Here is a 13,397-nt window from a genome sequence, read left to right on the forward strand (position 1 = left end):
AGTAAAATTAACACGCAAAACAAGTAAAGTTCGAACCTGATATCTTTAGTGTTTTTTCTGTATAGATTTCAAATCAAAATACTCTCCTAATTTGTAATCCCACTCATCTGGTTCAAATTTTGTAAATCCACCAAAATGATAAAATGTTAGTTCTCCAAAAAATACTTTATTCTCCTCTTCATAAAGATCTACTCTTACATGCGGAAATGGTTTTGAAAGTTTTCTTGCTATTTCAAGCATTTCATTGAAGTATTGGGGTTTGTTTAGAGTCATATTATGTTCATGTGCATTAGTAATGGGGAGCCTATTCCATTTCTTATCGAAAAAATCGAACTTAAGATGCTCTGTTCCTCTTTCACTTGCTACAAATAAGAATTCCGGTTCACCATTAAAACAGAAAAATTTATAGTCTTTTATCTGATTTTCATCTGAACTTTTTATTAATCTCTCTCCAATAATTCTGAAAGGCACATCATAATAAGCCCATTCTTTTGTCTTTGTTGCAAAACTACGCTTACTATATTTTGTCAGTGTTCTTTTAGCTTCCTCCCAATTAAAATGTGACTTGTTTTTACAAATAACAATATCTCCACTTCCATTTGTAGGTTTCAACACAAACTGATTAGGCAAAGCATTATAGTCGATTTCTTCTATACTGTTCCATACTCCAAAACATTCGTTTAAATACGCATCGCCTATAGATTCTCTTACATATTGACGAACTTCATATTTATCCACACATTTACGCATAAGTGGATCTCTATAATATAATTTATACCAATTAATTTTTTCTGTAAGTGCCTTTGGATCATCCAGGTTCAATTTACGTCCAAACGCCAATCTGTATGTGATTTTTATATATTCTTTTTCTGAAAGCCAGTCCAACAATCCTTTTCGTTCAAGGCCGTAAACTATTTTTTCAGGATGGTTAACTACTTTTTTTAAAACACTATCCATTTCATTTTCTCCTTACAGAATCAAAAATACGCATCAAGGTATTATAATGAGTCTGCGGTGCAAACCGATCTTCTAATCTAGCCCGGCTTGCAGCTCCCATTTTCTCTACCACAGCATTGTCGTCCAGCAAGGCAACCTTTTCGCACAGTTCCCGAGCATCGGCAGGCTTAAACAGATAACCATTAACGCCATCCAAAACAAGTTCTGGTAAGCTTCCGATATTGCTCGCAATAACCGGTTTTGAATACTGAAAAGACTCCAATGCAGTATTTGGAAGGTTATCATACCAAATAGACGGAATCAGTGTGAATCGTGCGCCCTTGATGATCTCTTCCAATTCCTCTCCGGCTTTGAAGCCCAAGAACTCAACATTCTTAATGTTCTTTTCTTTGATATATGCCTTTAATCTTTTCGCCTCGTCTGTTGTATCATCGCCCATTATTTTTACATGGCGATTTGGCATCATCTCATATGCTTTGACAACAGTATCAACACCTTTTTCCTCTGTCACACGTCCAAAATACAAACCATATGTTCCAACCTGTGGCTTGCCGACTTCTGATTTACTTGCCGTAAATGTCGGAATACAGGTGATTTTATTTTCATCAAAACCATTCTCAATCAGTTTCTTCTTTAAAAACTCAGACGGTGTAATAAATGCATCCACACCTTTATATACATTCATCGCCTTATGTACTTTCATAGAAAAAACTCGAACGACCGATGCAAACAGCGACCCCTTTACACATCTTTTCTTTATGCAGGTCCTATACCCCTTCGTAAGGCACTCTTCGCATGGTTTCTTGTTGTACATGAAATCAAATCTCGGACACAGTAAAAAGTAGTCTGACAGTCGTAGCACTACCGGAACACCCATCTTCTTTGCACCGCAAATCACGCTCGGTGAAAGCTTGTTTACAAAGTGGATGATATATACCAAATCCGGCTTTACATCTTTGATTTCTTTCTTAATAGCTTTCTCAACCTCAGTGGAATAGATACTGCGAGTCAGCATTTGCCAGATGACCTTTGGGGTCTTTTTACATTCTTCAAAATAAGTTGCGTCACGGCTTCCAATCGGCTCTACAAAATATTTGGAATACTCTGTTTCAACATTTTTGTTAGAATGGATGGAGAACGGAATCACTTCATGACCATTATCCTCCAACATCTTTTTAATGTTGAACATATATTTTTCCGGTCCACCCGAAATAAAATATCTATAATTAACCAGTAAAATTTTCATATCCTTAATCCCTCTGGAAGATATCTCTTGTATAAACCTTATCCTTCACATCGTCCAAGCTCTTATCGTAGCGGTTTGCAATGATTGCCTGACTCTTTTTCTTAAACTCGTCCAAATCATTAACCACCACTGATCCGAAGAACTTCTCGCCATCTTTCAGCGTCGGCTCATAGATGATCACAGTTGCACCCTTGGCCTTGATACGCTTCATGACACCTTGGATAGAACTCTGGCGGAAGTTGTCACTGTTACTCTTCATAGTTAAGCGATATACACCAATCACGGTTTCTTTTTCTTTGCTCTCATCCCAACTGTCATTCGCTTCATAAGCACCAGCAATCTCCAGAACACGGTCGGCGATGAAGTCTTTACGAGTTCTATTGCTCTCAACAATAGCCTCAATCAGGTTTTCCGGTACATCAGCGTAGTTCGCCAGCAGCTGCTTGGTGTCTTTCGGCAGGCAGTATCCACCGTAGCCAAAGGACGGGTTATTGTAATGAGTGCCGATACGCGGATCCAGGCAAACACCGTTGATGATCTGCTGAGTGTTCAACCCCTTCATCTCGGCATAAGTATCCAATTCGTTGAAGTAGCTGACACGCAATGCCAGATAGGTGTTGGCGAACAGTTTAACAGCCTCTGCCTCGGTAAAGCCCATGAACAGAGTGTCAATGTTCTCCTTAATTGCACCTTCATGCAGGAGTTCTGCAAAAGTGTGTGCTGCCTTCACCAGACGAGCATTATCCACATCAGTACCTACAATGATACGGGAAGGATAAAGATTATCGTACAGAGCCTTGCTCTCACGCAGAAACTCCGGGCTGAAAATGATGTTGTCGCAGTGGAATTTCTCACGAACACTTGCAGTGTAACCAACAGGAATCGTACTCTTGATAACCATAATGGCTTCCGGATTGTACTCAATGACCAGCTTGATGACGGCTTCTACCGCACTGGTGTCAAAGAAATTCTTCTTGCTATCGTAATTTGTAGGAGCAGCGATCACTACAAAATCAGCGTCACTATACGCTTCCTTAACATCCAGAGTTGCTGTCAGATCCAACTCTTTTTCCGCCAGATACTTTTCGATATATTCATCCTGAATAGGAGATTTCTTGTTGTTAATCAGTTCCACTTTCTCAGGAACAATGTCCACAGCAGTCACTTTATGATGCTGAGACAGCAGCGTCGCAATGGAAAGGCCTACATAACCCGTACCAGCCACAGCAATCTTCAAATCCTTAAATTCTCTCATGATATTTATCTCCTTTATTTGTAATCAGCAAAGTGCCAATATAAAACTTTCCTTATTTATAAAACTCAGCGTACCACTCAGCGAACTTTCTTAATCCAGTCCGCAGACTTGTGCTCGGCTTGTACCCGAAGTCGCGCTCCAGTGCACTCGTATCTGCATAGGTCACAGGCACATCACCCGGCTGCATCGGGACCAGCTCTTTATGAGCCTCGAAATCGTAATCTTCCGGCAGCACCTTTGCACGAACAAGCTCCTCGCTCAGAATCTGCACAAAGTCCAGCAGGTTCTCCGGATTCTGATTGCCGATGTTGTAAACTGCATACGGCGGAATCGGAAGACCATCTTCACCATTCTTCTTGTCTGGTGCTTTCTTCATCACACGAACAACGCCCTCAACGATGTCATCCACATAAGTAAAATCACGCTTGCAGTTGCCATAGTTGAAGATTTTGATGGTTTCGCCCTTCACCAGCTTGTTGGTGAATCCGAAGTAAGCCATGTCCGGGCGACCTGCAGGGCCATATACCGTAAAGAATCTCAGGCCAGTGGAAGGAATGTTGTAGAGCTTGGAGTATGCGTGTGCCATCAACTCATTAGATTTCTTGGTTGCTGCATAAAGGGAAACAGGATTATCCACCTTATCATCTGTGCTGTACGGAACCTTTTTATTAGAGCCGTAGACGGAGGAGGAAGAAGCATAAACCAAATGCTCCAGGCTCTCACAATGACGGCAGGCTTCGAGGATATTAAAGAAGCCGACCAAGTTAGATTCCACATAAGCATCCGGGTTGGTGATGGAGTAGCGCACACCAGCCTGTGCTGCAAGGTTGACGACCACAGACGGCTTGTACTTCTCAAACAGCTCGGTGATCAGTGCCTTATCAGCGATGTTGCCTTTTACAAAAGTGAATGTAGGATACTTGGCCAGCTCATTCAAGCGGAATTCTTTCAGTGCCACATCATAGTAGGCATTCATATTGTCGATGCCAATAACCGTAGCAGAAGGAGCCTCCTGGTAGATTCTCTTCACAAGGTTGGAGCCTATAAAACCCGCCGCGCCTGTGACTAAAATTGTTTTTTTATCTAAATTTACTGTGCTCATATTTTTACTCCTCAATTTCTTATTTTCACAAATTTATTCGGATACAGGAAGAACTCTAACCGCTTCGTTTTCTTCATAATCCAAGCTGCAATGATTGGACCTATAAAGCTAATTCCTAGCCCCAACACCACATGAATTACAGAACTTCCGATCCCCAACTTCAGTAAGACTGATCTTATTGGTGCCGCAAACAATGTATGCATTAGAAAAATCGGCATTGTATATTTTGCAAAAAAATCCATGCCTCTGCCAAATCTTCTTTCACCCCCCGCCACCATCAGGATGACGGCTACACAAGCCAACAATCCCATTACGAAAGGAATCACGCCACCACTAATTCCTGCCTTATACACCACCACACTCAAAATCATAAACAACAATCCGCATATCGTTCCTTGTACTTTTCTGCCCTTCAACTGCACATTAAATGCACAAATACTCATACCGAGCACAAACCAAATTTCGTTTGAGAGAACTGTTGATACTGCGTAAACGCCGTACCCCCCCCCAGTCAAAAATAGGCCTTTTGCAGTTAATGCAACTACTAATCCAGCTGCGGCTACTTTTACACTGTTAAAAGTCGGCGTAACAAGAAAAATGAAGAACAATGCATACAGATACCAGTACGGTGCTGTTGGGTGAAGGAACAATGTATCTCCTAGACCACCGATTTGGTCGTTGACACTGCTTGAGAACACTTTTTTCAGTACCCATGTTGCAGTCGTAAAAGTCGCATATGGTACGCCGAGTGCTAACATTTTTTTTGCTACATTTCTGCGCCACCTTCCCAAACTGTTTACCTGGCTGTACTTCTGATAAAGGTATCCGCTACAAATGAAGAATAACGGCACGTGGAAGTAGTAAATCGTTGTGTTAAACCATTTGTACAAATCGTTTTCAGGCATAATACTTGCCTTCGTCATGCTTTGGAAGAAATGACCTAGCACAACCAATATACAGGCAATGACTTTTATATCATCGACCCACTTTTCTCTTGTTTTTACCGCAATCTGTTTATTCATGTATTTTCCCTTTTATGTTCTATTTCACTACCTCTGTTCAGATGAAGCACTTCCAATGTGTTGTTCATAAACCAGAGTGCTCCATACAAACGCAGGTAGTGATACTGAAAGTTCTTATGATAAATTCATCTGCTGTTGCTGAACCTAGGTAGCGAGATAAAAACCGCTCTCGCAGCTCTACTCATCTCTTGAAAAGTGCCGTAAATACGCCATTTTTAAGGCGTTTTCACTATGTACATCTCACTACCTGCGTTCGGTTAGAGGAGATTATTTATTATCAATACTCTCATCTATTATTTTCTCCTGTACAGTTTCATCGTTTCCTTTACAACTTCATCCCAGTCGTATTTCTCGCAAATAAAGTCAGCTGCCTGCTTCTTCATTTCCATAACCATTTCAGGATGGCCACAGGCATCTTGCAATTTTTCTTGCAAGTCCTCTACATTCGACTTTTGGAAAATCAATGCCTTATCTTCCACAACCTCAGCGCACTCTGGAATATCAGAAACCAAACAGCAATTGCCATAACTCATAGCTTCTAGCAGGCTCAAGGGCATTCCCTCCAGATCAGAAGGCAATGTATATATGTAAGCATTGCTGTACAGTTCATCCAACAGCTGGCCCTGTACAAATCCTGTAAAGATAATTCTGTCATCACCTTCGGCCAGATTCTTTAGTTCAGCCGTGAAATCATCTGTATCACTGGAGCCGCCCGCGATGACCAGCTTTTTATCCGTCTTGACATTCTTGAAGGCCTCAACCAGATATCGAATGCCCTTTTCTGGCACCAAACGACCGAGGAACAATATGTAGGAATCCTTTGTTAGACCAAATTTTTCTGTTATCAATTTTGCTTCTTTAATCTCTGGTCGATTCACACCGTTGGGAATAAAGTGAGTCTCCCTACCATAGGTATCTTTAAAGTAGTCCTGAACACCTTTGCTTAGTACGATAATTTCATCCGCATACTTTACGGCATTCTTTTCACCATGTCGAATGAATTTTGAACCGAACCCTGATTTCCATTTCTCACGCTGCCAGTCTATGCCGTGAATGGTAACCACAACTCTTTTCCCCAGAATCTTAGGTAGCCACGAGAAAAAAGCCGGACCTTCTGCATGGATATGAACCACATCATATTTTCCAAAAGCACTGTACAAAGCCGCAAAGAAAGAGGAACTCACCGCTGCAAGACCTTTTCTTTCAATGGTTGGAACAAATTTCTGTCGGATTCCATCATATTCAATTTTATTGTCATACTCTGCACCACTCACGTGATGACCAGATCTGTTGTAACAGGTAACCTGACATCCATCTCGTGCCATTCTGGTGCACAGTTCTTTTACAACAATCTCTATCCCGCCCTCACGGGACAGTCTTTTTTGTCCGAACATGGACACTGTAAATCTATCTTTCATAATGTTCTCCAACCAATATTGTCCCCTCTGCTCCTTTATATCTATGTACACATCTGCTCATCACAGATAGTATTTCTCTCTAATTCCTCATGTGTTCATCACACAGTCGGCTAAGTGTTTTCTTATGCTGTCACACCCTCTCGGCGCAACAATCATATTTTCTCCATCACACAGATCCGTCTTTCCTCAGCACCACCAACACTGTCTTAAACAGTATCTTGATGTCCAGTCCGATGTTCCATTTTTCGATGTATTCCTTGTCCAGTCTCACCACTTCTTCGAAGTCGGTGATGTCGCTTCGGCCGCTGACCTGCCACATGCCGGTGATACCCGGTTTGATGGCCAGTCGTGCCCGGTGATGTAGCTCATACAGATTGGTTTCTGAGATGAGCGGCGGGCGTGTGCCTACGATGGACATATCGCCTTTCAATACGTTGAAGAACTGCGGGAATTCATCGATGCTTGTTCTTCGGATGAAGTCGCCGATGCCTGTTTTGTGGGTGCCGTCCGGCAGGATTTTGTTGCCTATGACACGGGGATCAAAGTCCATCTTGAACATCTTGCCGTCACCCAGTTTGTTGTCTTTCATCAGCTCGGCTTTGCGGGCTTCCGCATCCACATACATGCTTCGGAACTTGTACATCTTGAATTTCTTTCCGTTTTTGCCCACACGCTCCTGGGCAAAGAAGATCGGACCCGGTGAGGCGATGTAAATGGCCGGTGCCACAAAGATAAACAGAATTCCTGTAATCAGGCAGCCCACCAGGCCTCCGGCGATGTCCATAAGACGTTTCAGCATCAGTTCTTTGGATGAAGCACAGTTGATGCTTGTTGTCAGAACGGTGTATGGGCCGATTTTTTCTACGAATTGTTTCTGCCCCGACACGTTCTGGACTTTTGCCAGTTTCAGATGGACGGTAACACCTGTCTCTGTAAATTGTTCAATGAGTTCCTTTGGATAAGGCACTGAACCGGATGTCACGATGAGGACTTCATCAATCCACGCCTTGCAGACAAACTCCGCTGCCTTCTCCATATTGGCCACGACGATGACATCGTCAATCCATTGGCCGGTCATATCTTTGTCGATCACAACCATGCCTGCGATCTTGTATCTGGCATAATTGTTTTCTTTCATGTTCTCTACCACAATTTTCGCCACGTCCTCTGTCACAACAAGAAGCAGTGAGCGCACACCGCCCTCTTCCATCTGTTTTCTAAGGCTTTTTTTCCACAATTCCCTCACCACATAAGTGAGCAGGATATAAATGACAAACGTCTGGATAAAGGCCAGTCTTGAATACATCTGCCCCTGCTGCAGAAGAAACAAATACAAAACTGAAATGCCGCCAAGTACCACTCCATGCTGCAGTGTCACAACAAAATTTTTGTAATATCCTCTTTTCAGGACATTTTTCAATGTACCCATGAAAATCATCAGGACAAGGTCAGTGCCCCCAATAAAAACTGCCATGTTTCTGTAAATCATGGTTTTATATGGATTGAAGCCATAGCCGCTGACGGCATAAGCCAGAACAAATGCAATCTGCAGACAGATCAAATCCAAAATGATAAAATCTATATGCTTGATCCATTGGTTAGAATCTTTTCTATACATAAATACTAAGCTCCCTCATTGTTTCTCCCTTTGATCTTTTCTATTTCCAGTCCATGCCGATCAGATCCATCTGTCTGATCCGTGTATCATCGAGTACCATTCCGCTGGACTCCGGATGCTTGCGCTTTGCCCGGATATTGGCGATCCACCGTCCAAGCTTAACCCCGTCAACCGCATAGGCAGCCGGTACATTCAGATTGCCATGTTCTTCATAATAGGCCCTTGCCAGATCATATTTCATGTTCCACTGCTGTTCAGGTTTCGACTCATCCTGAAGGCCAATTGATCTGAGCTGCTTCCGCTGCTCGTCACTCAGTGCTGACTGCCGATCCCTCACCAGCAGCTGATGTCTGAGGTTGGACAGCCATCTTCCCAGAGGAATGCCATCTTCTGTTGTGTACTTTACCGGCACATCAAGATTTCCATTTGCCCGGTAATAGGTTTCTGCTGCTTCAAAGTACCGTTCCCAGTTCTCTTTGCTCTTGTCCCAGATCATACCAAGTGCTTCCAGCTGGGACTGCTGTTCTTCGGTCAAAGTCTGCTCCAGACCGTATTTTTTTACCTTGATGCGCAGATTGCTGACCCATTTGCCCAGAGCCCAGCCACCTTCTGTAACATACCGTGCTTTGATATCAAGATTTCCATATTTGTCATGGTATTTCTGCAGTTCCCTGACCGCCTCGTCCCACTTGTAATCGCTGACCGTCCATATCATGCCAATTTTCTCAAGCAAATGAATTCTCTCAGGGTTCAGGCTCCCGGCCTTCCTGCCTCCATGGACTTTGCGCTGGGTCTGGATCCAGCTTCCCAATGTCAGTCCGGATGGCGTCACATAACCTTTCGGCACTTTCAAATGGCCTGTTGCCTCATACCACTGTCTGGCAGCAGCATAGTAGACTTCCCATGCGGAATTCAGATTGTCCTGCAGTCTGAGGAAAAGTTTCCGGCTATCCTTTGTCTCGTCTATAATCCTGAATCTGTCTTCAAAACGACTGTTTTTCCCATAGATGGATGGAAATAACACACGGGCTTCCTGCATTTCATTCTGCAGACAGTCCACACAATATAAGCTGTCAAAATTGTTGACCAGATCAAAAATCACCGGTGTCTCCCCCGACCCTGCGGACAGTGCACGGCCAATCTGCTGCATGTAAATGATGGGTGACACCGTTGGCCTGAGAAGGATCACACCATCCACATCATCCACATGAATGCCCTCATTGAGCATATCAATGCAATACAGAAGCTTCAGATGACTGCTGTCATCTGCTTTGAATGCCGCAAACTCTTTGCTTGTTGCTGCATTATTGTAAAAAGCAGTATATATATGCGGATTTTGATCCACTTTGTGAAACCACTCACCGGCCTGATCCTTCATCTCATCCATATGTTCCTTGCTGGAACAAAAAAGAATGTATTTGCCGTTTTTCTTTGACATATGCTTTGAAAAAACATCATCCAGACCATCCGCCTGCTCCAGTGCCCGGCGCAGCTGTTCCAGAAGTTTTTGATTTTCTTCGATCAGTCCCTTATTGGAAAGATTCTTAATCCGCTTCTTCAGCTGCTCCAGTTCTTTCTTATAAGAATACATAGCGATGACATACTTTGGTTCCGGCAGAATTCCTCTAATAATGGCTTCGCCAAGGGTCATCTCCGATGCGATATTTCCCTCGAAAATCTCCACCGCCATGTTGCGCTGATTATCCAGATAACGAATATTTGTCGCAGACAACCCCAGTCTTTTTGCCTCCGGATAGGTATCCAGCAGTTTTTTTACACTGCGGCCCCATTCAGCAGCCCCGCAGCGATGAAACTCATCTAAGATGATATAGTCCGGATGAAGTGTCTCAATGCAATCCTCATTCTTCATAAGCCTGCTGTAGGACATATACGCAATATTCGAAAATGCAAGTCCGGTATTCTCCAACTGAGTCTGATAAATGTATTCACTTGGTGACAACCAAAGGAAATGGCTTTCGGAATGCCGCTCTGCGAGCTTAAAGGCGATCATCGACTTGCCGCTGCCGGTGGGATGAATGACCGCCGCCATTCCCTTCTCATCCAGCATCCGCTCCGCCGCCTGATAGGCATCTTCGTTGTGTCGGTAAAGATGTATGCTCATCCAACCGCCTCCATATACTATTAGGTAAAAAGGAAATATTTTCGCAGATTAAAATAATCTGCGAAAGATCTATTGAAAACATGTTTTTTATAAGGATTTTTTTAAGAAATGACCCTTTATCTGACCCCTTATGGGACTTTATCCAGAAATGCTTACAAGAAATGTAATCCAAAAGTGTTTCATTTTATTTCCATATCATGAGGAATATTTCTCTTAAAGTGAAATTAACTTTTGTTAATTTCACAATCGAATTTGACCCCATATTTGACCCCTTAAATAATAAAATTTTATAAATATGCTAATTTTTTGCACAGAAATCGCAACATTATACACAAAACTTTCTACTTATATTGACAAAATATGCCCTTACGACTATTATAAAAGTAGTGTGTTTTCACAAAAGTATCACAAAATGGACAAAAAGGGAGACTGGATCTTTCGCAGATTATTTTAATCTGCGAAAGTTCCAGCCTCCCTTTTGTGAAAAATACCGGTTAATGACCCGATCCAGCGACAAAGCTTCAGGGCATCCGTTGTTAACGGATACCCTGAAGCTTTGTCATGTGCCTAAATTGAATTTTTATAAAATATTTTCCTTCACAAAATCTACAACTTCTAAATTCTTTTGAATAATATTTTCATCTTTTTCCATGTCCGCAATAGACATCCAATAGTAATGCCGATTATTAAGAACAAAATCTTCCTTTAGAGCCAATTCTGGCATTTTCTCAAACGAAACTTCATATAACCTATGCTGATAGACCCTATCCTCATTATGGCTTACAGAATACTTTTCCTGAACCCTTGAAACCACATAATGACAATTAATTGTTCTGGCATCTATATTAAAATCTTCAGCAATGCGGCTTATAATATTCTGCTCATTATTTCTATCTGTTGTTTTACAATTTAAAAACAACTTGCAATCCCATTCCTCATCGTAATACAGCAGGAATTTACTTGCTTTTTGATTTTTATTCCTTTTAATCACTATCAATGAATGCTTATGCTGAATCATATCTAAATCCTCAATGTCTTTCATTAATTTTGTATGATTATAACTGTCACTGTGCATTTCAATCAAGTCTTTTGCAATTTTCAGCGTATATAACACACTTATAAAACAAAATAAATATTTTAATGTGATGCTTGAAGCAAAAAATATATCATTATAACTCGCTGTAAACGCTGATAATAAAAATGATATTCCGGCAATAACTGTATCAACTGCAACTCTATTACCAATATAATCTCTCTTTTGTTCCAATAATAACGCTAAATCCTTTTTGTTGATTAACAGCCTCATAATAATCATACCTTTCCAAATTATATCATGCCCATATTTTATTGACCAGTATAAACATTATAATCTATTAATACATTATTCCCAATATATATTTCAATCACGAAGACATATCTCTCCTCCATTTTTCGTCAAAGTATCCTTTTATTGAATATCTCATGTCAAAAACCGAGCTGTCATGCCCTTCCGCTGGTGTCCTAAAATCTGCAAAATACAAATCAACAAAATCAAACAGAATACGGCTGTTCAGGTGCCGCAGAATTTGGTACAATAAATCTATACTGAACAGTTACCAGAATTTTATATGAAGCTTCATATAAGTTTATTACTGAATGGATTCGAGGGATATGATGATTTATTTTATCGTGAATAATACAGCCAGAACCGGCAAAAGCCGAGCCATCTGGCTGGAAATGAAAGAACTATTAGAAAATCGAAGCATAGAGTATAAAGCTTATCAGACCAAATATGCCGGTCATGCCACCGAACTAGCCCGGAAGATTTCTTCTCTACCCGAAGACAGGATTTATCTGATCACCGTAGGCGGTGACGGTACTTTGAATGAAGTGATCAACGGCATCTCTGATTTTTCACGCATTGTGTTAGGAATTCTTCCTATCGGTTCCGGCAATGATTTTGCCAGAGGTATGGGCATTTCCAGGGATACTCTGTGCAATCTGGAACAAATACTGGATTTGATTGAATCAGACTCAGAAGGTACGGCCATCGATCTTGGTGAGGTATCCTGTGAAGCATTGGATACACCGAAATATTTTGCCATCAGCTCCGGTGCCGGACTGGACGCCATTGTCTGCAAAAAGGCGCTGCATTCCAGACTTAAGAAGTTTCTGAATCATCTGCATCTCGGCAAGCTGACCTATCTTTTGCTGACGGTTGAGTCTTTGTTCTCCATGACCACCTGCGATGCTGATATTGTTTTTGATCACGGCGAAACGATGCATGTCAGCCATATGATTTTTGCTGCCGGTATGAATCTTCGGGCAGAAGGCGGCGGTGTTCCCATGGCACCGGATGCTGTCCCTGATGACGGCATGCTCTGCCTTGGCATGGCCCACGATGTCCCCAAATGGCTGACATTCTTCCTGCTTCCATTTCTCGTTGCCGGCAAACAGAAGTACATCAAAGCTTTTGAATGTATCCCATTCAAAGAGTGTACCCTGCATCTTTCCGGCTCTATGACCATTCACGCAGACGGTGAGTACTGCGGCGAGAACACAACCATTACATACAAATGCCTCCCGGGAAAACTGCATTTTCTGAAAGTATCGTAACTGTCAAGCTTTACAGCTGCGTATGCTTTTCCAAAATCCACAGTGTCCCGAGAGGCACTTTT

Annotated in this window: 10 protein-coding genes; 1 reads left to right on the forward strand and 9 read right to left on the reverse strand. The window is 42.0% G+C overall.

Annotated elements, in window-relative coordinates; all coding sequences use genetic code 11:
* Positions 1-45 precede the first annotated feature (45 nt).
* The 9 genes from HED67_RS13555 to HED67_RS13595 form a co-directional block, all read right to left on the reverse strand.
* Positions 46-957: an ATP-grasp fold amidoligase family protein gene (locus HED67_RS13555; protein ID WP_221718627.1), complete on the reverse strand. Its 912-nt coding sequence runs from the start codon at positions 955-957 to the stop codon at positions 46-48.
* Between the two features lies 1 nt (position 958).
* A complete protein-coding gene (locus tag HED67_RS13560) occupies positions 959-2,146 on the reverse strand; it encodes a glycosyltransferase (protein WP_221718628.1) in 1,188 nt (395 codons plus the stop codon).
* 61 nt (positions 2,147-2,207) lie between these two features.
* A complete protein-coding gene (locus tag HED67_RS13565; RefSeq protein WP_276517325.1) occupies positions 2,208-3,458 on the reverse strand; it encodes a nucleotide sugar dehydrogenase in 1,251 nt (416 codons plus the stop codon).
* A 52-nt stretch (positions 3,459-3,510) separates the two neighbouring features.
* Entirely contained in the window at positions 3,511-4,560 is a 1,050-nt protein-coding gene (locus HED67_RS13570) for an NAD-dependent epimerase/dehydratase family protein (protein WP_221718629.1), read from the reverse strand.
* A gap of 11 nt (positions 4,561-4,571) precedes the next feature.
* Entirely contained in the window at positions 4,572-5,582 is a 1,011-nt protein-coding gene (locus HED67_RS13575; RefSeq protein WP_221718630.1) for an acyltransferase family protein, read from the reverse strand.
* Between the two features lie 293 nt (positions 5,583-5,875).
* Positions 5,876-7,000 carry a glycosyltransferase family 4 protein gene (locus HED67_RS13580; protein WP_221718631.1) on the reverse strand — a complete coding sequence of 375 codons (1,125 nt, stop codon included), beginning with the start codon at positions 6,998-7,000 and terminating at the stop codon, positions 5,876-5,878.
* 166 nt (positions 7,001-7,166) lie between these two features.
* Entirely contained in the window at positions 7,167-8,618 is a 1,452-nt protein-coding gene (locus HED67_RS13585; protein ID WP_221718632.1) for a sugar transferase, read from the reverse strand.
* Between the two features lie 40 nt (positions 8,619-8,658).
* Complete coding sequence (locus HED67_RS13590; RefSeq protein ID WP_221718633.1) at positions 8,659-10,740, reverse strand: Helicase associated domain protein; 2,082 nt, start codon at positions 10,738-10,740, stop codon at positions 8,659-8,661.
* Positions 10,741-11,320: 580 nt separating this feature from the next.
* Entirely contained in the window at positions 11,321-12,046 is a 726-nt protein-coding gene (locus HED67_RS13595) for a hypothetical protein (RefSeq protein WP_221718634.1), read from the reverse strand.
* A gap of 344 nt (positions 12,047-12,390) precedes the next feature.
* Here HED67_RS13595 and HED67_RS13600 point away from each other — a divergent pair, with 344 nt between their 5' ends.
* Positions 12,391-13,335 carry a diacylglycerol/lipid kinase family protein gene (locus HED67_RS13600; protein WP_330656593.1) on the forward strand — a complete coding sequence of 315 codons (945 nt, stop codon included), beginning with the start codon at positions 12,391-12,393 and terminating at the stop codon, positions 13,333-13,335.
* Positions 13,336-13,397: the final 62 nt, after the last annotated feature.

It is taken from the genome of Pseudocoprococcus catus (assembly GCF_019734885.1).
Taxonomy (GTDB): domain Bacteria; phylum Bacillota; class Clostridia; order Lachnospirales; family Lachnospiraceae; genus Coprococcus_A; species Coprococcus_A catus.